Source organism: Micromonospora sediminicola, assembly GCF_900089585.1.
Taxonomy (GTDB): domain Bacteria; phylum Actinomycetota; class Actinomycetes; order Mycobacteriales; family Micromonosporaceae; genus Micromonospora; species Micromonospora sediminicola.
This window is the reverse complement of sequence record NZ_FLRH01000004.1, coordinates 395,095-418,052: the sequence shown is the minus strand read 5'-3', so window position 1 is coordinate 418,052 and position 22,958 is coordinate 395,095. Positions and strand designations below refer to the sequence as shown.

Genomic DNA, 22,958 nt, shown 5'->3' with positions numbered 1-22,958 from the left:
ACGGGGCGGTTGCGGTCGTGGTCGTGGTGGTGCGGGCGGGGTCAGCCGGGGGCCAGCGTGCGGACGGCGGCGACCACCCGGGCCGGGTCGAGTCCGCCCAGGCAGGGGTGTCCGGGGACCGGGCAGGCGGTGGCCCGGGTGTCGCGGCAGGGCGCGGCGGCGTCGCCGAGGCGGACGGTGGGCACCCGGTAGGGCCCCCACTGCCCGAACGGGACGGTCGGGGCGAAGAGGCTGACCACCGGGGTGCCGACGGCGGCGGCGAGGTGGGCCGGTCCGGTGTTGCCGACGACCACGCAGCGGGCGTCCGCCAGCAGCCGGGCGAGCCCGGCCAGGCCGGTCGTCCCGCCGAGGTCGACACCCCCGGCGGCGGCGACCCGGGCGGTCAGCTCCCGCTCGTCGGAACCGCCGGTGACCAGCACCCGGTGCCCGGCGGCGGCCAGCGCGGCCACGATCTCCGCGCAGTGCTGGGGCGGGCAGGCCCGGGCGGGCACCGACGCGCCCGGATGCACCACGACGTAGTCGCCGGCCGGCCGGTCCGGGACCGGCGCGTCCAGGTCGGTGCGCAGACGCAGTGCGGGTTGGTCGTCGGGGGGCAGGGGGTAGCCGGCGGCGGCGGCGAGGGAGAGGGCGCGTTCGGGTTCGGGTACGCCGGCGGGGACGCGGTGGCGGACGTCGAGCAGGGCGCCGGGGTAGTCGTCGCTGATGGCGCTGATGGCGCTGATGTGGGCGATGCCGGCGAGGCGCAGCAGCAGGGCCAGGGGCAGGGGTGACTGGTGGAAGCTGGTGAAGATGACGGCGTCGTCGGCGCCGACGGCGGCGAGCCGGGCGGTGAGGCGCCGCATGTCCTCCGGGTCCACCGGCTCGGGGGATCCGTCGATCCAGGGCAGCGCCCATTCGACGATCTCGTCGACGCCGGGCAGCAGCTCGGCGGCGGCCCGGCCACGGGGGCCGCACAGGAGCACCACCCGGTCCGCGCCGGCCGCGACCGCCCGGATCCCGGGGCCGGTGACCAGCACGTCCCCGGCGGAGTCGCTGCGGACCACGAGCACCGTGCCGGCCCGCGTGCTCCGGGGCGTCGCCGCCCGGACCGCCCGGACCCGGCGGAGGATCTCGTCCACCGCCCCGGTCAGGCTCGGGGCGACGGCCGGCGCCGCGGCCACCTCCTCCGGCCGGGTGACCGCTGTGGGCACCAGGACTCCGGCGGCGCCGGCGGCCAGCGCGGCCGTCATGTCCCGCCCGATGTCGCCGATGACCACGCAGCGGGTGGCGACGGTGCCGAGCGCGTCGGCCGCCTCGTGCACCAGGCCGGGCGCGGGCTTGCGGCAGGCGCAGCCGTCGCCGTCGTCGTGCGGGCAGATCGCCCAGTGGTCGAACGGACCGAGCAGCTCCTCCACCCGGGCGTGGACCCGACGCATCTCCGCGACGGTGAAGTATCCCCGCGCCAACCCCGACTGGTTCGTCACCACGGCCAACCGCAACCCGGCCGCCCGCAACCGGTCCAACGCCTCCCGCGCCCCCGGCACCGGCCGCACCTTCTCCGGATCCCCGTTGTACGGCACGTCCTCCACCAGCGTGCCGTCCCGATCCAGCAGCACCGCGTCGTACAGCGAGGGCCCGGTGGATGACATGGGCGAACAGTTGCCCTGGGACAAGGAGGTAAACATCAGCGCCCGGCCCCGACCGGCAGGGCGCGGGCGCGCCACCAGCCGCGTACCCAGTGGACGACCGCCAGCGGCGGGATCAGCGCGCTGGTCGCGACCATCGTGGCGACCTCGTCCGGGGTGCGCGGACCAGGCGCGATCCGGGCCCGGGCGAACTCGGCGGTGCCGGCCGCCCAGCCCAGCGCGGCGAGCCCGCCGAGCCCGCCGGACGCCCGCCGCGACCGGGACGACGGTCGGGTGACGGCACGGGCCGCGACGGCGGCCAGCGCCACCGCGCCGGCGGCGGTGACCGCCACGTGCCGGGGCCGTCGACCCGGCGGCAGGTCCAACTCGGTACGCCAGCGGCGGCCGTGGAGCCGGCGCAGCAGCGCGTCGTCGGCGTTGCCGCGCTGGGTGCGCAGGCTCACCCAGCGGCTCTCCGGGCGGACCGGGTGGGTCACCCGCCGTCGGCCCCGGACCAGCTCCCAGCCGGCGCGTCGGACCCGGTGGGCCAGCTCGGCGTCCTCCCGGTAGGCGCGCGGGAACCGCTCGTCGAACCCGCCGACGGCGGCGAGCGCGACCCGCCGGTACGCCATGTCGGCGGTGATCCACCGACCCTCGGCCAGGCCGGCGGTGCCGCGTTCCCAGTCGGTCGGTCGCCGGTGGGCCGGCAGCGGCACCTCCACCACGCCCTGCACACCCCCGACCCGGCCGGGCACCGCCAGGTCCGCGCGCAGCCGACGGATCCAGTCCGGCGCGGGCACCACGTCGTCGTCGAGGAAGACCACCCACTCGCCGCGGGCGGCCCGCCAGCCCAGGTTGCGGGCCGCCGCCGGGCCGGCGCCGCGTCCGGTGAGCACCTTCGCGTACGCGGTCAGCGCTCCCGGCACCGCCAGCTCGCCGGTGTCGTCGCGCCGGTCGTCGACCACCAGCAGTTCGACCTCGGCCGGTGCGTCGTCGCCGCCGAGCTGGGCGGCGAGCGCGTCCAGCAGGGTGGCCAGGCTGGGCCGGCCCAGCGTCGGCACCACCAGGCTGATCACCGGGCACCGCCGAGCGCCCGGCGGTGCACCGCGAACGGCCCCAGGGCGAGCAGGTCCACCGGCGCGGAACCGAACAGCTCCATGGCCTCGCGCGGGGTGTCCACCATGGGCCGTCCGGCGGTGTTGAGGGACGTGTTCACCACCACCGGCAGGCCGGTGCGCCGCTCGAACTCGGCGAGCAGCTCGGCCACCAGCGGCTCGGTCTCCGGGTGCACGGTCTGCACCCGGGCGGTGCCGTCGACGTGGGTCACCGCCGGGATCCGGTCCCGCCACGCCGGCTTCACCCGGTGCACGAAGAGCATGTAGGGGCTCGGGTAGGTCCCCTCGAAGAGGTCCGCGAAGCGCTCCGCGCGCACCATCGGCGCGATCGGGCGGAACTGCTCGCGGCCCTTGACGTCGTTCATCCGGCGGGTGGTGTCCCGGTCCCCGGGGTGGGCGAGCAGCGACCGGTGCCCCAGCGCCCGCGGGCCGTACTCGCTGCGCCCCTGGTACCAGGCGACGATGCCGTTGTCGGCGAGCACCCGGGCCGCCTCGGCGGCGATCGACGCCGGCCGGGTGTACGGCAGCGCGGCCCGACGCAGCTCCGCCTCCAACTCCTCGTCGGACCAGCCCCGGCCGAGGTCGGCCCCGGTCATCGGGGCGGACCGGTCGCCCAGCTCGCCGGCGACGTGCAGGGCCGCGCCGAGCGCGGTGCCCGCGTCGCCGGCCGCCGGCTGCACCCAGACGTCGCGGTACGGGCCCTCGGCCGCGATCCGGGCGTTGGCGACGCAGTTCAACGCCACCCCGCCGGCCATGGCCAGCGTGCCGGCGCCGCCGGAGGCGCCGTGGAGCCATCGGGCCAGGTCGAGGACGACCTCCTCCAGCCGCCGCTGGACGCTCGCGGCCAGGTCGGCGTGCTCCTCGCCCGGCTCCGTGCCGGGGGCGACCTCCTTGGCCAGGCTCGCCCAGTCGACCGGCTCGACCCGGAAGCCGCCGTCGTCGGTGGCCCGGACCGGCTCGCGCAGCGCGTCCAGGTGCTTCGGTGTGCCGTAGGAGGCCAGCGCCATCACCTTGTACTCGTCGCTGGAGTGCAGGAAGCCGAGGTGCCGGGTGAGGTCCTCGTAGAGCAGGCCGAGCGAGTGGGGCAGCTGCTGGGAGTGCAGCGGCGTCAGCCGGCCGTCCCGGTAGACGCCGGCCAGGTGGCTGGCGACCTCGCCCCGCCCGTCGAGCACGAGCACCGCGGTGTCGTCCCCGGCCGGCGGCGCGGCCAGCCCGGCGGAGGCGGCGTGCGCCACGTGGTGCGGCACGAAGCGCACCTTGTCCGGGTCGAGGCCGGGCAGCGCGGCGGCGAGGAACTGCGGGGCGCGACGTGCGTAGTCGACCCGCAGCCAGTCCCAGGGGTCGGCGAGGCCCAGGTCGGCGGCGTCGCGGCAGAGCCCGGGGTCGAACGAGTACGCGACCGCGTCCAGGCTGTCCACATCGACGTTCGCGCTGGCCAGGCACCAGGCGGCGGCCAGCTCGGGCAGCTCCCAGGCGGAGAAGGGCACGGGTCGCTTGCCGTGCTTGCGACGGCTGAACCGCTCCTCCTCGGCGGCGGCCACCACCCGGCCGTCGACGACCAGGGCGGCGGCCGGGTCGTGGAAGATCGCATTGATGCCGAGGACACGCATGGGAGGACCCCTACCCCGGCCGTCCGCCCCTAACCTGAAGGTCATCGACTTCTCCGCAACGTCGTATCTCCGCTGTGGAGATCAACGAATGCGCTGGTCGCGGCCGTGGCGGCCGTTCTCGCTGGAAAAGGGGCCCGTGGAGTCCTGTTTCGGGGTGCCGGCGGGACGGGCGCCGGTGGTGGCCCGTCCCGCCGGGTCGGTCAGGCCGGCAGCATCCCCGGGCCGAACACCTCGTAGGCGATCCGGTCGGCCGGCACTCCGCGCCGCAGCAGATCGGCGCGGACCGCGTTCATGAACGGGATCGGCCCGCACAGGTGCGCCGAGACTCCGGATACGGTCGGGATCCGCTCCGGCTCGACCAGACCGGGGGACACCTCCGCCTTCAGCCCGGGCAGGTCCGCGCCGACGGCGTCCTCGTACCAGAGCTGGACGGTGAGATTCGGCAGCCTTTCCTGGAGCGCGGGCAGCTCGTGGCGCAACGCGTGCGCGGCGGGGGTCCGGTCCGCGTGCGCCACCGTCACCTCGCGGGAGGGGTCGCGGTCGGCCAACCGGGCCAGCGCCGCCATCGCCGGGGTGAGCCCGATGCCGGCGCTGACCAGCAGCAGCGGTCCGCCGTCACCGGTGGCGTCGACCTCGCCGAAGGCCGGGCTCAACCGGAGCGTGTCGCCGACGGCCACCCGCTCGTGCAGGTGTCCGGACACCAGCCCGTCAGGCGTGCCGGCCGTGCCGCGTACCCGCTTCACGGTGATCCGCCACCGGTCGGCGCCGGGCCGGCCGGAGAGGCTGTACTGGCGGATCTGCCGACCCCGGCCACCGTCCAGGTCGACCGCCACCGAGACGTAGCTGCCGGGGATGAAGTCGGGCGCGACGCCGCCGTCGGCCGGCGCGAGGGTGAACGAGACGACGTCGGTGGTCTCCCGGGCCCGGCCGGTCACCCGCCAGTCCCGCCAGACCGGGCCGCCCTCGGGCACGCCGGCCCCGGCGTAGAGGCGCGCCTCGCGGGCGATCAGCTCGCACGCCAGCAGCCAGTAGACCTCGTCCCAGGCGGCGGCGACCGACGGGGTCACGGCATCGCCGAGCACCTCCCCGACCGCGGCCAGCAGGTGCCGGCCGACGATCGGGTACTGGGTGGCGGTGATCCCGAGCGAGGCGTGCTTGTGCGCGATCCGGTCCAGCACCGGCCCCCAGGGCGCGCCGGCGTCGCCGGTCAGGTGCCCGGCGTACGCGGCCACGGCGGCGGCGAGGGCGGCCTTCTGCTGCCCGTTCGCCTGGTTGCCCCGGTTGAACAGGTCGAGCAGCTCCGGGTGGGCGTCGAACATCCGCTGGTAGAACCGGCCGGTGATCGCCTCGCCGTGTGCCCGCACGGCGGGCAGGGTCGCCGTCACCACGGCGGCGGAGGATTCCGAGAGCACGACTGAGTCTCCTTCTGGCGTCGAACGGGTCGATCACCACGAAACAGGAATCCATGATTCCGCTTTAGGGTCGAAGGTCCCGGGGCCGACGTGGCGCCGGTCACCCCGACAGCGCGGCGATCTGCCCGTGTCGCGGACGGCGTCGACTGGCTAGGGTCGGGGACGTGAGGCTCAACCGGTCGACCGACATGGCGCTGCGCATCGCCATGCTGACCGCCGCGTCCCCGGTCCGCGCCACGGTGGACGAACTCGCCACCCGGCTCGCGCTGCCCCGCAGCCACGTCGCCAAGGTGGTGCAACGGTTGCAGCGGCTCGGCGTCCTGGTGACCATCCGGGGCCGCTCCGGCGGGGTGGCCTTCGCCGAGCACGCCGGCGAGCTGACCGTGGGCCAGGTGGTCCGGGCCTTCGAGGGCGACGACGAGGTGGTCAACTGTCACGAGCCGGCCTGCCCGCTGGTCGCCGGCTGCCGACTGCGCGGCGAGCTGCGCCGCGCCCAGGCCGCGTTCCTCGCCGTCCTCGACGGGGTGCGGCTCGGCGACCTGGTGGACGGCGCGGCCGGTCCGCTCCTGCTCAGCCTCGGCGCTCCGCCGGCGGGCCGCTGATGGGCGTCTCCCACCCGATCTTCGCCCGGCTCTTCGCCCGGGCCAGCGTCGCCCTGGACGAGGCCGGCGTCGCCGCGCACCGGCGGCGGCTGGTCGCCGGGCTGCGCGGTCGGGTGGTCGAGGTCGGCGCCGGCAACGGACGCAACCTGCCGCACTACCCGCCGGCCGTGACCGGGGTCCTCGCCGTCGAGCCGGAACCGCGCCTGCGCGCGTTGGCCCGCGCCGCCGCGCCCGCCGCCCGGGTGCCGGTGACCGTGGCCGCCGGCCTGGCCGAGGCGCTGCCGGTCGCCGACGGTGCCGCCGACGCGGTGGTGTTCTCCCTGGTCCTCTGCTCGGTGCCGGACCAGGCGGTGGCGCTGGCCGAGGCGCGCCGGGTGCTCCGGCTCGGCGGTGAGCTGCGCTTCTACGAGCACGTGGTGGCGCAGACACCGGGCCTGCGCCGGGCCCAACGCGTGGCCGACGCGACGCTCTGGCCGCTGTTCTGCGCCGGCTGCCACACCGCGCGGGACACCGTGGCGGCGATCGGTGCCGCCGGCTTCACCGTCACCGGGTTGGACCGGTTCCGCTTCCCCGAGGCCGGGCTTCCGGCGCCGGCCTCGCCGCACGTGCTCGGCACGGCGGTCCGGGCCTGACTCGCCGGCCTCGCCGCACGTGCTCGGCACGGCCGTCCGGGCCCGGTCGCCCGGCGCCCCGGGAAACGGGACGCCGGGCGACCGGGGTCAGCCGACGCTGACCGTGCCGTCCGGGGCGCGGACGCAGGAGACGCTGCGGGCGCCGGTCGCCGCCGCGCCGCTCAGGCACCGGCCGAGCACCTGGTGCCCGGCGGCACTCGGGTGCCACGACTCCTGGCAGGTCTGGAAGTAGGTGCCGCAGGCGTTCGCGATCCGCTGGATGTCGAGCTTGTCGTAGCCGGAGAGGCTGGTGACGAAGACGCCGGTCGGGCCGTCCATCAGGCGGATCGGGGTGGCCAGGGCGTTCGCCGGGCTCCCCGCCGACTCGCAGAGCCGGGCGCCGTCGAACGCGCGTTGCACGTTGAGGTAGACCAGGTCGTCGGTCGGGAACTCGGCGGCCAGCGTGCCACGCACCGAGCTGACCAGCGTGCCGAGCCCCTGGGAGAACCGCTGGCCGGGCGCCAGGCTGGCCCGGTGGATCGGGCAGCCGGCCGCGTACCGCTCGGCGCCCAGGGCGCGGAACTTGTCCCGGGTGTCGTCCCGGCTGTCCTCGCTCCAGTAGCTCTGGTCCAGCTCGTACGGCAGCGGGTTGGTGTAGTCCTGGAACACCACCCGGTGCTGGCCGTCGGCGTCGACCTGGTCGAGCGTGGTGAGCAGCTGCCGCAGCGCGGCGGTGGTCTCCGCGGTCGCGGCGGAGAACTGCGCGGCCGTGCCCAGGTCGGCGTCGCTGCACGGTTTCTGCTCCACCGGGCCGCCCAGGTACGCCCAGAACTCCCACCAGCCGGTCCACGCGTCGGCGATGAACCGGTTGGCGCACTTCTCCGCCACGCTGCCGAAGGTGAACGAGCTGTTGTTCGAGCCGAGGCCGACCAGCACCAGGTCGATGTCGTGGGTCTGCGCCACCGCCCGCAGCTGGTCGAGCTGGGCGGCCACCTGCCGACCCTTCGCCCGGGTGGCCGAGGCGTTGGCGATGTCGTACGGCTGCCCGCCCGAGCAGGCCAGGTTGAAGCGGGCGGCGATGCCCGGCAGCTCGGCTCGGAACAGTGAGGCGTTCGGCGAGCGGTGGCAGAAGTAGGCGTTGGCGTTCGCCGCCGACCAGCCGGGGAAGCCCTGAGCCACCCCGTTGACGTCGACCACCGGCGCGTACGCCCCGGCGCCCTCGCCGCTGATGAAGCTGTCACCCAACGCCACCGCGGCGGTGGGCAGCGCCGCGGCGGCGGGCGGGGCCGGCGCCACGGCGGCCGGCAGCGCCACCGCGGCGGCGGCCATCGCCGCCGCGAGCACGGTACGACGGAACACGGACATGCCCGACCTCCCCCTCACACATCGAAACGTGAAAGATTCTTCAAGGAGGCGATCAGATCACGGGCGTGTGACGGGCGTCAATGGCCCGACACCGGCTCAGGAACGGTGGAACTCCGCGCGCCACCGCAGCCCGCCGTCCGGCGCGGTGATCTCCTCGACCGGCCCCGGCGTGAGCCCCGCCGCGGCGAACGACTCGACCTCGGCGCGGGTCAGCGGCCACGGCGGACCGTCCACCGCGTCGCCGGGGCGCCGGCCCGCCGCGATCACCAGCAGCATCCCGCGCGGCGCCACCAGCCGCCCCACCGCGGCTGTGGCCCGCGCGCGCAGCCCGACCGGCAACGCCTGCACGTTCATGCTCTCCAGCACCAGGTCGAAGCCGCCCGCCCAGTCAGCCGGCGGGTCGAACAGGTCGGCCACCTCGTAGCGGACCGGCGATCCGGCGTGCCGCCGCCGCGCCGCCCGCACCGCGGTCGGGGAGACGTCGAAGGCCACCGTCGTGAACCCGAGGCCGGTCAGGTGCTCGGCGTCCCGGCCGAAGCCGCACCCGACCACCACCGCGCGGCGGCCGGACCCGTCCGGGCGCACCCGTGCGGTCCACTCCGCGAGCAGGGAATGCGGCGCCGCCAGGTCCCAGGGCACCTCGGCCGCACCCCGCTCGGCCTCCGCGTAGAGCCGCTCGAACCGGCCGATCGCGTCGTCCTCGGCCGACGGCCGGGAAGACGATCCCTGGCTCGTGTCGTTGACGTGCATGGACGCCTCCCCGCTCCGGGTGCCACCGGCTCAGGTGGCGGCACCGACCCGGCCCGCAGGGTAACCGGACAACGCACCGCACCCGGTGACACGGACCTGTCGGAGCGCCGGGCTAGGCTCGCTCCGGCGCGCCGCGCCCGGCGATCGCCGTGGGGGATCACACGGTGAACGGCACCACCACCGCCGAGACCTGGGAGTACGACCAGTTGACCGCACAGCCTGAGACGCTCTACGGCGCCGACGACCTCACCCACCTGGAGGGGCTCGACGCCGTCCGCAAACGCCCCGGCATGTACATCGGGTCGACCGACAGTCGTGGCGTGGGTCACCTCGTCAACGAAATCCTCGACAACTCGACCGACGAGGGTGTCGCGGGTCACGCCACGAAGGTCGACGTGATCCTGCACGCCGACGGCTCGGTCCAGGTCGACGACGACGGCCGGGGCATCCCCACCGACGTGCACGCCAAGTCCGGCATCTCCGGCGTCGAGCTGGTGCTGACCCGGCTGCACGCCGGCGGCAAGTTCGGCGGTTCGGGCTACAAGACCTCCGGCGGCCTGCACGGCGTGGGCGCCTCCGCGGTCAACGCGCTCTCCCGCCGGTTCGACGTCACCGTCCGCCGGGGCGGCAAGGTCCACGCCATGTCGTTCCGCCACGGCGTACCAGGGATCTTCGACGGCGACGGCCCCGACGCGCCGTTCACCCCCGGCCCCGGCCTGCAGATCGTCGGCGCGATGAAGCGCGGCCAGCGCACCGGCACGTCGATCCGCTGGTGGCACGACCCCCGCTACTTCGAGACCGGGGCCGCGCTCGACACCGAGGCGGTCCGGCTCAAGCTGCGCAACACCGCCTTCCTGGTCCCCGGCGTGGCCTACCGGCTGCGCGACGAGACCGGCGAGGAGGCGGTCGAGGAGCGCTTCCACTTCCCCGACGGCCTCACCGACATGGTGGAGTTCCTCTCCCCGGCCGGAGACCGCCCGGTCTCCGGCACGCTGCTGGTCACCGGCGAGGGCACCTACCGCGAGAACGCCGCCGACGCCAACGGCGTGATGCAGTCCAACGTGCAGCGCCGGGCCGAGGTCGAGATCGCGTTCCGCTGGGGCACCGGCTACGAACGCACCGTCGAGTGCTTCACCAACACCATCCGCAACGCCCACGGCGGCACCCACCGCAAGGGCTTCGAGCGGGCCCTGGCCCGCACCCTGGCCGACGCCGCCCGCGCCACCCGCGGCCTGCTCAAGCCCAAGGAGGACGCGCCCACCCTGGACGACGTCCTGGAGGGCATGACCGCGGTGGTGCACGTGCGCATCCCGGAGCCGCAGTTCACCTCGCAGACCAAGGACGAGCTGTCCACCGCCGGCATCACCAAGGTGCTCCAGGGCCTGGTCGAGGCGCACCTCAAGAGCTGGCTGGAGGACCGCCGCACCAAGGCCGAGGCCCGCACGGTGCTCCAGAAGATCGTCGACGCGGCCCGGGTCCGGCTCACCCAGAAGCAGCAGAAGGACGCCGCCCGCCGCAAGACCGCGCTGGAGGGCGCGGCGATGCCGGCGAAGCTGGTCGACTGCCGGGCCACCGGCGTCGAGCGCAGCGAGCTGTTCATCGTGGAGGGCGACAGCGCGTTGGGTACGAGCCGGATGGCCCGCTCCTCGGAATACCAGGCGCTGCTGCCCATCCGCGGCAAGATCCTCAACGTGCAGAAGGCCAACCTCCAGCAGGTGCTGGACAATGCCGAGTGCGCCGCGATCGTGCAGGTGCTGGGAGCCGGCTCCGGCCGCACGTTCGACTTGTCCACGATGCGCTACGGCCGGGTCCTGATCATGGCCGACGCGGACGTCGACGGCGCGCACATCCGGACGCTGCTGATCACGCTCTTCGCCCGCTACATGCGACCGTTGATCGAGGCCGGCCGGCTCTACGCGGCGATGCCGCCCCTGCACAAGATCACCACCAGGGGGCGCAACCCGCAGACCGTCTACACCTACACCCAGGCCGAGATGGAGGCGACGGTCCGCAAGCTGGAGAAGGCCGGCAAGCAGATCGTCACCCCGATCCCGCGCTTCAAGGGCCTCGGTGAGATGGACGCCGACGAGCTCTGGGACACCACCATGAACCCGGCCACCCGGGCGGTCCGGCGGATCACGCTCGACGACGTCGAGGCCGCCGAGCGGATCCTCGAACTGCTCATGGGGGAGAAGGTCGAGCCACGTCGCAACTGGCTGATCGACTCCGCCGACCGCGTCGACCGCGACGCCATCGACGCCTGACCCTCGGGTTCGTTTCGGAAGGAAGCTGCACCATGGCACGCCGCAAGGACGACCGCGCCAAGGCGGACCTCTCCGCCTTCGACCAGGCCGGCGCCCGGGTCTTCGACAACCCGTTGGTCACCGAGGTCTCGGACTCCTACCTGGAGTACGCGTTCTCGGTCATCCACTCCCGGGCTCTGCCGGACGCCCGGGACGGGCTCAAGCCGGTGCACCGGCGCATCCTCTGGTCGATGTACGAGCAGGGCCACCGCCCGGACCGGGGCCACGTCAAGAGCGCCCGGATCGTCGGTGACGTCATGGGCAAGTACCACCCGCACGGCGACACCGCGATCTACGACGCGATGGTGCGGCTGGCGCAGGACTTCTCGCTCAACGTCCCGCTCATCGACGGGCACGGCAACTTCGGGTCCCCGGACGACGGACCGGCGGCGGCGCGCTACACCGAGGCCCGGATGTCGCGGGAGGCGATGCTGCTCACCGGCGAGCTGGGTGAGGACACCGTCGACGTCGAGCCCAACTACGACGGTTCGCTGACCCAGCCCACCGTGCTGCCGGCGGCCTTCCCGAACCTGCTGGTCAACGGCGCGTCCGGGATCGCGGTCGGCATGGCGACCAACATGATCCCGCACAACCTGGGCGAGGTGGTGCAGGCCGCCCGCTGGCTGATCAACCACCCGGACGCCACGCTGGACAAGCTCATGGAGTTCGTGCCCGGGCCCGACCTGCCCACCGGCGGGCTGCTGCTCGGCCTGGACGAGGTGCGCCGGGCGTACGAGACCGGGCGCGGTGTGGTGCGGATGCGCGGCCGGGTGCAGATCGGCCCGCTGGAGGGCAGCCGCGGCCGGCAGGCCATCACCGTCACCGAGCTGCCCTACGGCGTGGGCGCCGAGAAGGTCATCGCGGCCATCACCAACGAGGTCAACAAGACCAAGCGGCTGACCGGCATCGCCGACGTCAAGGACCTGACCGACCGAGAGAACGGCACCCGCCTCGTCGTCGAGTGCAAGGTCGGCGTCAACCCGCAGGCGCTGCTGGCCGACCTCTACCGGCTCACCCCGCTGGAGCAGTCGTTCGGCGTGAACAACCTGGTGCTGGTGGACGGCCAGCCGCGCACGCTCGGGCTCAAGGAGCTGCTCGAGGTGTTCCTGTCGCACCGCTACGAGGTGGTGACCCGCCGCAGCTCCTACCGCAAGCGCAAGCGGGAGGAGCGGCTGCACCTGGTCGACGGCCTGCTGGTCGCGCTGCTCGACATCGACCGGGTGGTCAAGCTGATCCGGGCGAGCGAGGACGCCCAGGCGGCCAAGGACGGCCTGATGCAGAAGTTCAAGCTCTCCGAGATTCAGGCCGGCTACATCCTGGACACCCCGCTGCGTCGGCTCACCAGGTACGACCGGCTGGAGCTGGAGGCGGAGCAGGAGAAGCTGCGCGGCGAGATCGCCGAGCTGTCGAAGATCCTCGACGACCCGAAGGTGCTGCGGAAGCTGGTCTCGGACGAGCTGGCCGCGGTGGTCAAGCAGTTCGGCGCCGAGCGGCGCACCACGCTCGTCGACGGCGATCTCAAGGAGGTCCTCGCGGCATCGGTGCCGGCCGGCCCGCTGGAGGTCGCCGACGACCCGTGCCAGGTGATCCTCTCCGCCACCGGCCTGGTGGCCCGCACCGCGGCCGAGTCGGAGGAGGCCGCCGAGGCGCGCCGGCGCAGCGGCCGGGTCAAGCACGACGCGGTACGCGCCGTCGTCCACTCCACGGCCCGCGGCCGGGTGCTGGTGGTGACCAGCGCCGGCCGGGCGTTCAAGATCGACGTCCTGCCGTTGCCGGTGCTGCCGGAGCAGTCCGGCACCGTCTCGCTGCGCGGCGGCATGTCGGCCGCCGAGCTGGTGCCGTTGGAGCCGGGGGAGACGGTCGTCGGGCTGGCCCCGCTGGGTCCGTCCGCGCCGGGGTCACCCGGCCTGGCGCTCGGCACCCGGCAGGGCGTGGTGAAGGTCTGCGCGCCGGACTGGCCGGTCCGCTCGGACGAGTTCGAGGTGATCTCGCTGCGTGACGGCGACGAGGTGGTCGGGGCGACCTGGCTGACCGACGCCGCCGAGACGCTGGCGTTCGTCTCCTCGGAGGCGGCGCTGCTGCGTTTCCCGGCGTCCCTGGTCCGGCCGCAGGGTCTCAAGGGGGGCGGGATGGCCGGCATCAGCCTGCCGGCCGACGCTCGGGTGGTCTTCTTCGGCGCGGTCCGCACCGACGACGCGACGCACGGCGAGCCGATGGTGGTCACCTCGACCGGCGCCACGGTGAAGGTGACGCCGTTCAAGGCCTATCCGGCGAAGGGCCGGGCGACCGGCGGCGTACGGGCCCAGCGGTTCCTCAAGGGTGAGACGGACCTGTCGGTGGCCTGGATCGGCCCCCGCCCGGTGGGCGCCACGGCCAACGGCGACCCGGTGGAGCTGCCGCCGGCCGACCCGCGCCGCGACGGCTCCGGTTTCGCCGTGATGCTCGGCCCCACCGTGGTCGGCCACCACATCGACCGCGACTGACCCACACCCGCCCGCCCGGCGGGGCTCGGCCTCGCCGAGCAGCGGTTCAGCGCCATCCTCGACCGGCCGAACCGACCCGCGACCGGTGCCCGCATCGGGCACGGGCGGCAGCCGTCGGGCGGAATGCTCACCGTCGGTAGCCGCGCGGGCGAGCACACCACCAGAGAGCGATATACCGCTGGGTCATAAATATGACTCAGCGGTATATCGGCCGACGATGGTCAACCGTCCCGCGGGAGAAGCCGTGGGTGTCCCGGTCCCGGAGCACCTGTTCCTCGCGCAGGCGCGCCGCCGCGGCCCCGGCCCTGCGGAGCCGGCCCGGTCCGGCCCGGCCGACCCGCCTCGGCCCGGCCGACCCGCCTCGGCCCGGCCGACCCGCCTCGGCCCGGTCGACCCGCCTCGGCCCGGCCGACCCGCCTCGGCCCGGTCGACCCGCCTCGGCCCGGCCGACCCGGCCGGCTTCCGGTCAGAGTTCGGGTTCGGGGCCTCGGCGGGACTCCGGGGTGGTGCCGCGCAGGCGGGCGATCAGGCGCATGCCGTGATAGATCACCAGCGCGGCGGCGGTGCCCAGGGCGATGCCGTTGAAGGACAGGTCCCCGGCGGTGAGCGTGTAGTTGGCGGCGCCGACGATCACCGCGACCGCGGCGGTCAGCAGGTTGACCGGGTCGTGGAAGTCGACCCGCCCCTCGATCCAGATCCGGGCCCCCAGGATGGCGATCAGGCCGTACAACGCGGTGGTGGCCCCGCCGAGCACGCCGGCCGGCACGGTGAGGATCAGCGCGCCGAACTTCGGGCAGAGCCCGAGCAGGATCGCGGTGCCGCCGGCCACCCAGTAGGCGGCCGTCGAGTAGACCCGGGTGGCGGCCATCACGCCGATGTTCTCCGCGTACGTGGTGGTGCCGGAGCCGCCGCCGGAGCCGGCGAGCACGGTGGCGACGCCGTCGCCGAGGAAAGCGCGGCCCATGTCCCGGTCGAGGTTGCGGCCGGTCATCGCGGCGACCGCCTTGACGTGCCCCGCGTTCTCCGCGATCAGCACCAGGATCACCGGGATGACCAGGACCACGGCCCGGAGGCTGAAGCTCGGCGTGTGGAACTCCGGCAGCCCCACCCAGGCGGCCTGCTTCAGTCCGTTGACCGCCTGCTGGTCGAGCTGACCGGTCAGCGCGGCGAGCACCCAGCCGACCACCACGCCGAGCAGGATCGACAGCCGGGCCAGGAAACCGCGGAAGACGACGGTGGTGACCAGGATCGCGGCCAGGGTGACCAGGGCGATCAGCGGTTGCGCCTTGACGCCGGTGCCGGCGCCGCCGCCGTCCCAGGCGACCGGCGCGAGGTTCAGGCCGATCAGCGCGACGATCGCGCCGGTGACCACCGGGGGCATCAGCGCGTCGATCCAGCGGGCCCCGGCCAGGTGGACCACCACGCCGACCAGGGCGAGCGCGACGCCGGCGACGACGATGCCGCCGAGCGCGGCGCCGATCCCGCCGCCGGTCTTGGCCGCCAGGACCGGCGCGATGAACGCGAACGACGACCCGAGGTACGACGGCAGCCGGTTGCCGGTGATCAGCAGGAACAGCAGCGTGCCGATGCCGGAGAAGAAGAGCGTGGTGGCGGGCGGGAAGCCGGTGATCAGCGGAACCGTGAAGGTGGCGCCGAACATGGCGACCACGTGCTGCACGCCCACGCCGACGGTGCGCGGCCAGGAGAGCCGTTCGTCGGGGCGGACCACGTCGCCGGGGCGTACCGAGCGGCCGTCGCCGTGCAGGGCCCACGGGGACCGGCGGGTGGTGGGGGACTGGGTCATCGGTCGCCCTTTCCGTCGTCGGGTGACGGGGGCGTGATCGACCCTGGGAGTTGTTTCTAGCACGGAGTCGGCCCACGGGAGGTCCCGGGCCGGTGGTCAGGCCACCCCGGCGGGTCGGAACTGGACGCTGACCCGGGGGCCGACCGGGCGGGCGGTCTTCGGCACGGCGTGCTCCCAGGTGCGCTGGCAGGAGCCGCCCATCACCACCAGGTCGCCGTGACCGAGGGGGAAGCGCAGGCTGGTGCCACCGCCGCCGCGCGGACGCAGCAGCAACTGACGGGGGGAGCCGAACGAGACGATCGCCACCATCGTGTCGGTGTGCGCGGAGCGGCCCTGGGTGTCGCCGTGCCAGGCGACGCTGTCCCGGCCGTCGCGGTAGAGGCACATGCCGGCGGTGACGAACGGCTCGCCCAGTTCAGGCGCGTAGTGCCGGGTCAGGGCGTCGCGCGCGGCGGTGAGCACCGGGTGCGGCAGCGGGCGGCCGGCGGCATACCAGCAGAGCAGGCGTGGCACGTCGACCTCGGTGTCGTACATGGTGCGGCGCTCGGCCCGCCACGGGACATCGCGCCGCAGCGTGTCGAGCACCGCGTCGGAGCCGCGCACCCAGCCGGGCAGGTGGTCGACCCAGGCGCCTCGGCTCAGCTCGTGGCGGCGCGGCCCGGTCGGCCCGGCGAGCGGGCCCAGGGTCGGGCCCTGCTCGGCCAGGTCGAGCATCGAGGGCTGGTACGCGACGTCGGACACGCCGCCGATCGTACCCCGGAATCGAACAGGCGTACGACGGTCAGCGGCCCAGCATCCGGCGGACCGGGCCCGGTACGGCCTGCTTGATCCGCTCGCGCAGCCCCTGGGCGCGCAGCGCGTCGACGGTGTCGGCGAGCGCGCGGTTGTCGTCGCGCAGCCGCTCGATGCGGCTCAGCAGCTCCTCGCGCGGGGCGGCGCCGACCGGGCGGACCGCCGGCGGGAACACCGTCTCGCGGACCCGCTGGTCGAACCGGGCGGCGCTGTCGCCGTCGGCGAACGACGTGCCGAGGTCGTGCTTGGCCAGGAACGCGGTGATCGTCGCGAAGCGGGCCTTGTGGCCGGAGTTGAGCGCGGTGTAGTCGGCCTCCGCGTAGAGGTCGGCGGCGTCGACGTCGGCGGGCACGTCCCGCATGATCCGGTGCGGGATGTCGAAGTAGCGGGCCAGTTCCAGCGTGCGCGAGTCGTGCGCGAAGAGGTAGCCGGGGGTGCCGGAGATCAGCGCGGTGATGGTGCCGTGGATCCGGGTGCCGAAGGCGAAGTCGTAGTCGGCCAGGTGCGCCATCCAGGTCCACGGGTCGACGAACATCCGCACCTTGTCCTCGACGAAGAGGGGGTGCGAGGTGTGCAGCGGCATCTCGCCGCTCTTGCCCCGGTGTTCGGGCGCGTCGCCGTAGAGCAGGGTGCCCAGGGTGCGCAGGTCCTGCGGCACGTAGCAGAGGTTCGGGTAGCGCTCCCGGTGGTGGCGGACGACGGCGGCCATCGAGGCGACGTACGGGGAGATGGTCAGCGCGACCCGGTCGTCGGTGCTCAGCTCGGCCCGGGGCTTGTCCAGCCGGAACGCGTCGCCGTGCAGGAACATCGACGGGCAGCCGATCTGCTCCACCGCGGAGAAGCCGAGCGTCCGCAGGTAGCTCTCGGTCACCTCGCCGCGTACGCCGATGCTGTGCGACCGGTCGAGCACGGCCCGGCAGAACGCGCTGACCGGCTCGTCGATCTGCCGCAGGTACTCCCGGTCGCCGTCGACGTTCGTCTGCACGCCGACCCCGAGGACCACCACCGGGATCTTCAGGCGCTCGATCAGCCGGGTCATCGGGGTGAGGCGGTGCACGAAGCTGCGGCGGAAGGCGTTGGCCAGCGGGACCACGAACACGTCGTACCGTTCGTTGATCTCGTCGGCGAGGCGCGGGTCGGCCGGGCTGCGGGTCGCGGTGATCTCCGCCGTGGAGGTGGCCAGCAGCTTGTGCGCGGCGTGGCTGAAGACCAGGTTGCCCGTGTTGTCGCCGATCCAGTTGCCGGCGAACGTCTCCTCCGGCGTGAGGACGTCGAACGGGCCCTTGCGGGCGCGGAGCAGGATCCGCTGGTGCATCCGGTTGGTCACCTTCCGTACTGGCACGGCGTGTCCGGCGGGCCGGGTGGGCGTCCGCTCGGGCAGGAACGGAAATCCTATCCGCCGCCCGCCGGGGCCCGGCCGGGCCTCGGCACCCCGCTCCTCCCGGCGGGTAGGGTGCCCGGAATGACCAGTGCGCCGACCACCACCCGCGCTCCGCGCCTGCCGTCGCTGACCGGGTTGCGCTGGGTCGCCGCTCTGCTGGTCTTCGGCTTCCACGCGGGCACCATGCGGATCGTCGCCGAGCCGGATCTCAAGGCGGTGGTCGACAAGGCGTTCAGCCTGGGCCTGTCCGGGGTCGAGTTCTTCTTCATCCTCAGTGGATTCGTGCTGGTCTGGTCGTACCGCGACGGCGAGCCGGGGCGGACGTTCCTGTGGCGCCGGGTCGCCAAGATCTACCCGAACCACGTGGTCACCTTCCTGGCGGCGCTGGCCGTGGCGGCCTGGTTCGCCGACCCGGTGCCGCGGCTGGCCGCCCTCGGCAACCTCCTCCTGGTCCAGGCGTGGATCCCGTTCGGCGGCTACTTCTACAGCGTCAACAACGTGAGCTGGTCGCTCTCCTGCGAGCTGGCCTTCTACCTGTGCCTGCCGCTCGCGGTGCCGTGGCTGCGTCGGGCCCGTACCCGGGCGCTGCGGGTCGTGCTGGTCGCCGCGCCGCTGCTCATCCTCGCCCTGTGGCCCGGGCAGCAGTTGGTGCCCGAGGAGCAGCGGTGGTGGTTCACCCAGATCTTCCCGGTCACCCGGTCCTTCGAGTTCTGGATGGGCGCGGCCGCCGCCGAGCTGATGCGCCGCAACCGCTGGCGCGGCCCCGACCTGACCGTGGCCAGCCTGCTCTTCGTCGGCACCTGGGTGGTCGCCGCGTTCTGGGTCCGGGCCGAGTTCTGGGCGGCGCTGCTCGCGGTGGCGTACCTGCTGGTGATCACCGCGGCGGCGCAGGCCGACGTGCGGGGCCGGTGGACCCCCTGGCGGTCCCGCACGATGGTCTGGCTGGGCGAGGTCTCCTTCGCCTTCTACCTGGTCCACGTGCTGGTCATGGTGACCGTGCTGCGGCTCACCGGCGACTGGGGCACCGGGCTGCCCGGGTGGCGGGGCCCGCTCGCGGTGCTCGGCTTCCTGCTGCTCAACCTGGCGCTCGCCGCCGCCCTGCACCGCTGGGTGGAGGTGCCGATGATGCGGCGTCTCGGCCCGCGCCGGCCCCGCCCCACGCCGGCCGCCGCCGCGCCGGCGCGGTCCGTGCCGGCGCCGAGGTCACCCGCCGACGCCGGCGCCCCCACCCCGATCGAGTACGCCGGGCGGCGTGGCCCCGACTGAGGCGCGTCCACCCTGGTCGGTGGTGTCACGACACGCCGACCGAGAGTGCGCGGCGGTGGGATCGGCGGTAATTTGTACCCGTGCTTCCGATCGCGCTCACCTGTCCCGTGTGGTGGGTGGCGCGCTGGGCGGCACGCATGTTGGCCAGCCTGGCCGTGGTCGTCGCCTGCTCGCTCGGCGCTACGACACTGCCCGCCGGGGTCGCCACGGCCGTCCCGACGCCGGCCGGCCCGGCCGTCGGCCTGACGTCGCGTACCCCGACTGACACGCCGGTCGCCGCGCGGCCGGGCCGTGTCGACGTCGCCGAGCGGCCGGCCCCCTCCACCGGCGTCCCGGAGCCCGCGCCCCGGGACGCGGTCGCGCGGCCCGGCCACCGGGAGCCGGTCCCGGCCGGTCGGCACCCGGCGCCGGTCGGCCCCCGGGCCCCGCCCGCCCGCTGACCGCACGGGCGGTCCCCGGCCCGTCCCCGCACCCACCGAACCTCACCCCGCACCCGCCTCGGCGGCCCGGCGGCGCCCGTTCCGCGGCCGCGCCCCGCCCCGACCGGCGTGCGACCTTCCCGCCACGTCTTCTCCGTGAGGTGCCGACCATGTCGCAGACCGTTCTCTACCACTTCCTCACCGCCGTCCCCGAGGCCGCCGCGATCTGGTCGGCCCTGCTCGTGTCCGCCTTCGGCCTGCTCGCCGTGCTCGTCGCCCGCCCCGACCGCGACGGCGCGGCGGACCTCGAACCCGATCCGGTCGACGCGGAGGCGCTGCACCGGGCGGACCTCGCCCGCTACGCCGACGAGGTGGCGGTGGCCGCCGCCGGAGCCGCCCAGACCGCCCGCCGGCGACGCGAGCGGTGGCTGGCCGTCCAGGACGAGGCGGAGCGGGCCTGGGTGGCCTTCGACGAGGCGGAGGCGGCCGCCCGCCGCCTGGCCGGCGCCGCCGCGCTGCCCGCGCCGCGCACGCCACACACCCCGTCCGAGTACGCGGCGCGGGAGCGCTGGCTGCACCACGCCGCCATGGCGGCGCACTGGCGGGGCGACCTGACCGCCCGGCAGCTCGCGGACGTGCTGGCCCACCGCAACGGGTGGGACCCGCGTCGCCATCCGGCTGAGCAGGAGATCGTGCTGGCCCGGACGATCCGTGACGGCCGACGGGCGGCCTGGGAGGCGGCCGCCGAGCGGGAGCGACAGGCCTGGCGGGACGCGGAGCTCGCCGCCGACGCGGCGCGGACGCTGGCCGCCGAGACCTACGCGGCGGCCGCCGCGGTGCGGCCGTCGCCCGCCCCCCGCGTCGCGTCGGCCAGCCGAGTCCCGGTGCCCACCGTCGTCCGCGGCGCCCGCTGGCGGCCGGCCCGGGTCGGCTGAGTGGCGTCTCCGCCGAATCGTTACCCGAATGCGGTGAGCCCGCTCACGTGCGGCCCGGAAACGGGCGCTCGGCGCACAACCGGTCAGCGGACCCGACAATTGCGGGGCGTCGGCCGGTCGAATGCCCGCTTTTCGCCTTCCGATGCCGGCTCGAACCCTTGCCCCCATTGAGTGAAGTCAGTAACCGGCTGTTCCGATATCCGTAGTCGCGGACGATGTTTACGCAGGTGGGAGCGCTTGGCTTGAGGCGTACCCACCGGTAGTGTCGGCGCGTCCGGTGCGGTTTTCGATCGCAGACGGCGACGCCGCACCGACCCGCCTAATCGTGCATACGAACCGGGGACCCACAGCAACACCGGGGTGAATCCGCGAGCCACGGCCCGCGGTAGGGCGTACTTCCCGCCCGAATCCGTCAGCTAACCCGGTCGGCGGCCACGGAAGGAGTTCCATTCCTCGTGCGAACCACCCCCCGATCGTCCCCCCACCTCCACGGCCCGGTGGTGCCGGCGCTCGCCTGACGGCGACGCCCACCCGACCCCCCGTGTGCGCCCGGCTGTCCGGGTGCCCCGTCCCGCGGCCGTCCCGCCCCGTCGAACGCGCGTGAAGTCCTCCGCGCGGGGGCCGGCGTGTGCCGCTCACGCCCTGGAGGAACCCGTGAAGCACCACCTGAAGCGTCAGCTGCGGCGTCTCGCCACCGAGCGCCCGTACCAGATCATCGCCGGTTCGGCCGCCGCCCTCGTGTTGGCCGGCGGCACCGGTGTCGCCCTCGCCGCCACCGACGACACCGCGTCCCGGTCGGAGAACACCGTCGCGGTCGCCGAACTCGGCTCCCGCCTCGGCGAGGCCGCCAGCCGCGGTGAGGCCCGCATCGCCGTCCCCTCGCCGAGCGCCTCACCCAGCGCCGCACCCACCGCCTCGCCCTCGGCGAAGCCGGCGGCCAAGGCCACCACCGACCCGGACACCAAGCCGAAGCCCAAGCCGAAGCCGCCGGCGAGCAAGGTGCTCGACTACGACTACCAGGCGCAGACCACCTACTACTACTGCGGCCCGGCCGCGGTGCGCAACGCGCTCAGCGCCAACGGCATCGAGCGGAGCCAGGACACGCTCGCCGTCGCCCTCGGCACCACCGAGATGGGCACCAACTCGGCCGAGGACACCACGCGCGTGCTCAACCAGCAGGTCAAGGGCAACCCGTACCGGACCCGCATGATCCCGGGCGCGGCCACCCCGGCCCAGATGGACCGGCTCCAGGCCGACGTGGTCACGGCGGTCAGCAACGGCCGCGCGGTCGTCGCCAACGTCGCCGGCGACGCCACCGACACCAACGGCGGCTGGCACTCGTTCCCGGGCGGTCACTACATCGCGGTGGTCGGCTACAAGAACGACGGCCGGACCGTCCGGATCGCCGACTCGGCTGACCCGTCGCTGCCCTCGTACTGGGTCACCACCATCGATCTGGCGAACTGGATGGCGACGCGCGGCTACTCCGCCTGACGCCTTTTACGACGCGCGAAAGGCCGGCACCCTGTTGGGGGTGCCGGCCTTCGCGTGGGTCTTACTTGGTCCAGTGCTGGTTCACGATGTCGGTGGCCTGCTTCTCCCACTGGGCGTAGGCGTCGGGGTAGGCGGAGACCTGGACGGTCTGGGCGGCGTCGGTCAGGGGCATCTTGTCCCAGCCGTCGACCTGCTTCAGGCCCTTGAGGAAGGCCAGGGTGGAGTACTCGGGGTCGGTGATCTGCTCCGGCGTGCCCCAACCGGAGGAGGGGCGCTGCTGGAACAGGCCCAGCGAGTCGTGGTCATTCTTGTCGCCGAGGTGCCCGAGGTTCTCCAGCTTCGACTCCTGCAGGGCGGTGGCGATCGAGATGACCGCGGCCCGCTCGGGCAGGCCGGCCTTCTTCGTGGCGGCGATGATCGCCTTGGCGTTGGCGGTCTGCTCGTCGTTCAGGGTGATGCGGGACTGCTCACCCTGCACGGACGCGACCGCGACGGGCTTGGCGGCGGCGTGGGCGGGGGTGTCGGCGTGGGCGGCGACCGGACCGGCGAACACGCCACCGGTGAAGGCCAGACCAGCGATACCCAGGATGCTCTTGCGCAGGATCGTGTTCATGAGAGGGCTCCATTCGGGGGTCAACACACCGGGGGGGTGTGGGCACCGTCAGGCGCTCGAAAAGTCTTGAAGGGATCCGGCACGCTCGTGGAGCCGGGGGGCCAGCTCACGGGGCCGGGGATGTCCGGCTGGCTCGCGGAGCGGGGGGCCTCGTCGCGGCGCCGGGATGATGTGTAACGACCGTCCGCCCACCGTCATTCCCGTGGGCGGGGCGGCGGCTCGGGGGCTCGCTGCCTGCTCGGTCGTTCACCCGTCTACAACGCCGCCGACCCGGCGCCGATTCCACGCCCGGGGTGCCGCCCACCACCACCGAACCGGACACCCACCCGCACCCCACGCGCCCGGGTGAAAGCCCACGGGTGCATCCGGACACCCGCAGACACCCGTGACGCTCCACCC

At 74.3% G+C, this 22,958-nt stretch carries 18 protein-coding genes and 1 riboswitch; of the genes, 8 read left to right on the top strand and 10 right to left on the bottom strand.

From position 1 onward, the window contains the following. Positions 1-41: 41 nt before the first annotated feature. The 4 genes from GA0070622_RS23295 to GA0070622_RS23280 form a co-directional block, all read right to left on the bottom strand. Positions 42-1,628 carry an HAD-IIIA family hydrolase gene (locus GA0070622_RS23295; protein WP_245666765.1) on the bottom strand — a complete coding sequence of 529 codons (1,587 nt, stop codon included), beginning with the start codon at positions 1,626-1,628 and terminating at the stop codon, positions 42-44. A 35-nt stretch (positions 1,629-1,663) separates the two neighbouring features. Then, positions 1,664-2,680 carry a glycosyltransferase family 2 protein gene (locus tag GA0070622_RS23290; protein ID WP_091578649.1) on the bottom strand — a complete coding sequence of 339 codons (1,017 nt, stop codon included), beginning with the start codon at positions 2,678-2,680 and terminating at the stop codon, positions 1,664-1,666. Then, positions 2,677-4,329, bottom strand: coding sequence for a carbamoyltransferase family protein (locus GA0070622_RS23285; protein ID WP_091578648.1), 1,653 nt, complete (start codon positions 4,327-4,329; stop codon positions 2,677-2,679). The genes GA0070622_RS23290 and GA0070622_RS23285 overlap by 4 nt, the downstream gene beginning before the upstream one ends. Positions 4,330-4,529: 200 nt before the next feature. Then, positions 4,530-5,741 carry a globin domain-containing protein gene (locus tag GA0070622_RS23280; RefSeq protein ID WP_091578645.1) on the bottom strand — a complete coding sequence of 404 codons (1,212 nt, stop codon included), beginning with the start codon at positions 5,739-5,741 and terminating at the stop codon, positions 4,530-4,532. Between the two features lie 164 nt (positions 5,742-5,905). On the opposite strand from GA0070622_RS23280, the gene GA0070622_RS23275 reads away from it, so the two are divergent. Both GA0070622_RS23275 and GA0070622_RS23270 read left to right on the top strand, forming a co-directional pair. Continuing rightward, the gene (locus tag GA0070622_RS23275; protein WP_091578643.1) at positions 5,906-6,343 is read left to right on the top strand and encodes an RrF2 family transcriptional regulator; all 438 of its coding nucleotides are present in this window, start codon (positions 5,906-5,908) and stop codon (positions 6,341-6,343) included. Further along, on the top strand, positions 6,343-6,975 hold the full coding sequence (locus GA0070622_RS23270) for a class I SAM-dependent methyltransferase (protein WP_091578640.1): 633 nt from the start codon (positions 6,343-6,345) through the stop codon (positions 6,973-6,975). Before GA0070622_RS23275 ends, GA0070622_RS23270 begins: the two co-directional genes overlap by 1 nt. An 87-nt stretch (positions 6,976-7,062) precedes the next feature. Here the strand turns inward: GA0070622_RS23270 and GA0070622_RS23265 are convergent, their stop codons facing one another. Together GA0070622_RS23265 and GA0070622_RS23260 are read right to left on the bottom strand one after the other, a co-directional pair. Further along, positions 7,063-8,319 carry an SGNH/GDSL hydrolase family protein gene (locus GA0070622_RS23265; RefSeq protein ID WP_091578637.1) on the bottom strand — a complete coding sequence of 419 codons (1,257 nt, stop codon included), beginning with the start codon at positions 8,317-8,319 and terminating at the stop codon, positions 7,063-7,065. Between the two features lie 96 nt (positions 8,320-8,415). Beyond that, positions 8,416-9,069 (bottom strand): class I SAM-dependent methyltransferase, encoded by a 654-nt coding sequence (locus GA0070622_RS23260; protein WP_091578634.1) that lies wholly within the window; start codon positions 9,067-9,069, stop codon positions 8,416-8,418. A 164-nt stretch (positions 9,070-9,233) separates the two neighbouring features. Between GA0070622_RS23260 and GA0070622_RS23255 the strand changes: the two genes are divergently transcribed. Then, positions 9,234-11,333, top strand: coding sequence for a DNA gyrase/topoisomerase IV subunit B (locus GA0070622_RS23255; protein ID WP_172967818.1), 2,100 nt, complete (start codon positions 9,234-9,236; stop codon positions 11,331-11,333). A gap of 32 nt (positions 11,334-11,365) precedes the next feature. Beyond that, complete coding sequence (locus tag GA0070622_RS23250; RefSeq protein WP_091578632.1) at positions 11,366-13,855, top strand: DNA gyrase/topoisomerase IV subunit A; 2,490 nt, start codon at positions 11,366-11,368, stop codon at positions 13,853-13,855. Positions 13,856-14,321: 466 nt separating this feature from the next. Here the strand turns inward: GA0070622_RS23250 and GA0070622_RS23245 are convergent, their stop codons facing one another. The 3 genes from GA0070622_RS23245 to GA0070622_RS23235 form a co-directional block, all read right to left on the bottom strand. Beyond that, positions 14,322-15,659, bottom strand: a complete 1,338-nt coding sequence (locus GA0070622_RS23245; protein WP_091578629.1) for a uracil-xanthine permease family protein — start codon at positions 15,657-15,659, stop codon at positions 14,322-14,324. A gap of 96 nt (positions 15,660-15,755) precedes the next feature. Continuing rightward, positions 15,756-16,400 (bottom strand): alpha-ketoglutarate-dependent dioxygenase AlkB, encoded by a 645-nt coding sequence (locus GA0070622_RS23240; protein ID WP_091578626.1) that lies wholly within the window; start codon positions 16,398-16,400, stop codon positions 15,756-15,758. A 40-nt stretch (positions 16,401-16,440) separates the two neighbouring features. Continuing rightward, positions 16,441-17,766: a polysaccharide pyruvyl transferase family protein gene (locus GA0070622_RS23235; protein ID WP_091583800.1), complete on the bottom strand. Its 1,326-nt coding sequence runs from the start codon at positions 17,764-17,766 to the stop codon at positions 16,441-16,443. A 147-nt stretch (positions 17,767-17,913) separates the two neighbouring features. Between GA0070622_RS23235 and GA0070622_RS23230 the strand changes: the two genes are divergently transcribed. The 4 genes from GA0070622_RS23230 (at position 17,914) to GA0070622_RS23215 (ending at position 21,946) form a co-directional block, all read left to right on the top strand. Next, a complete protein-coding gene (locus GA0070622_RS23230) occupies positions 17,914-19,098 on the top strand; it encodes an acyltransferase family protein (protein ID WP_091578623.1) in 1,185 nt (394 codons plus the stop codon). An 80-nt stretch (positions 19,099-19,178) separates the two neighbouring features. Continuing rightward, on the top strand, positions 19,179-19,538 hold the full coding sequence (locus tag GA0070622_RS33505; protein WP_091578621.1) for a hypothetical protein: 360 nt from the start codon (positions 19,179-19,181) through the stop codon (positions 19,536-19,538). 149 nt (positions 19,539-19,687) lie between these two features. Continuing rightward, a complete protein-coding gene (locus tag GA0070622_RS23220) occupies positions 19,688-20,452 on the top strand; it encodes a hypothetical protein (protein ID WP_091578619.1) in 765 nt (254 codons plus the stop codon). Positions 20,453-20,758: 306 nt separating this feature from the next. Beyond that, positions 20,759-20,898: riboswitch (cyclic di-AMP (ydaO/yuaA leader) on the top strand. 196 nt (positions 20,899-21,094) lie between these two features. Beyond that, a complete protein-coding gene (locus tag GA0070622_RS23215) occupies positions 21,095-21,946 on the top strand; it encodes a C39 family peptidase (protein ID WP_176710602.1) in 852 nt (283 codons plus the stop codon). Positions 21,947-22,007: 61 nt separating this feature from the next. Here GA0070622_RS23215 and GA0070622_RS23210 read toward each other — a convergent pair whose 3' ends face one another. After that, positions 22,008-22,559 carry a hypothetical protein gene (locus GA0070622_RS23210; protein ID WP_091578614.1) on the bottom strand — a complete coding sequence of 184 codons (552 nt, stop codon included), beginning with the start codon at positions 22,557-22,559 and terminating at the stop codon, positions 22,008-22,010. Positions 22,560-22,958: the final 399 nt, after the last annotated feature.

What these genes read in the sequence shown, in the direction of transcription:
- GA0070622_RS23295 (WP_245666765.1), bottom strand. Translation starts at nt 1,628, where the DNA reads ATGTCATCCACCGGGCCCTCGCTGTACGACGCGGTGCTGCTGGATCGG.
- GA0070622_RS23285 (WP_091578648.1), bottom strand. Translation starts at nt 4,329, where the DNA reads ATGCGTGTCCTCGGCATCAATGCGATCTTCCACGACCCGGCCGCCGCC.
- GA0070622_RS23270 (WP_091578640.1), top strand. Translation starts at nt 6,343, where the DNA reads ATGGGCGTCTCCCACCCGATCTTCGCCCGGCTCTTCGCCCGGGCCAGC.
- GA0070622_RS23265 (WP_091578637.1), bottom strand. Translation starts at nt 8,319, where the DNA reads ATGTCCGTGTTCCGTCGTACCGTGCTCGCGGCGGCGATGGCCGCCGCC.
- GA0070622_RS23260 (WP_091578634.1), bottom strand. Translation starts at nt 9,069, where the DNA reads ATGCACGTCAACGACACGAGCCAGGGATCGTCTTCCCGGCCGTCGGCC.
- GA0070622_RS23250 (WP_091578632.1), top strand. Translation starts at nt 11,366, where the DNA reads ATGGCACGCCGCAAGGACGACCGCGCCAAGGCGGACCTCTCCGCCTTC.
- GA0070622_RS23245 (WP_091578629.1), bottom strand. Translation starts at nt 15,659, where the DNA reads ATGACCCAGTCCCCCACCACCCGCCGGTCCCCGTGGGCCCTGCACGGC.
- GA0070622_RS23235 (WP_091583800.1), bottom strand. Translation starts at nt 17,766, where the DNA reads ATGCACCAGCGGATCCTGCTCCGCGCCCGCAAGGGCCCGTTCGACGTC.
- GA0070622_RS23230 (WP_091578623.1), top strand. Translation starts at nt 17,914, where the DNA reads ATGACCAGTGCGCCGACCACCACCCGCGCTCCGCGCCTGCCGTCGCTG.
- GA0070622_RS23220 (WP_091578619.1), top strand. Translation starts at nt 19,688, where the DNA reads ATGTCGCAGACCGTTCTCTACCACTTCCTCACCGCCGTCCCCGAGGCC.
- GA0070622_RS23210 (WP_091578614.1), bottom strand. Translation starts at nt 22,559, where the DNA reads ATGAACACGATCCTGCGCAAGAGCATCCTGGGTATCGCTGGTCTGGCC.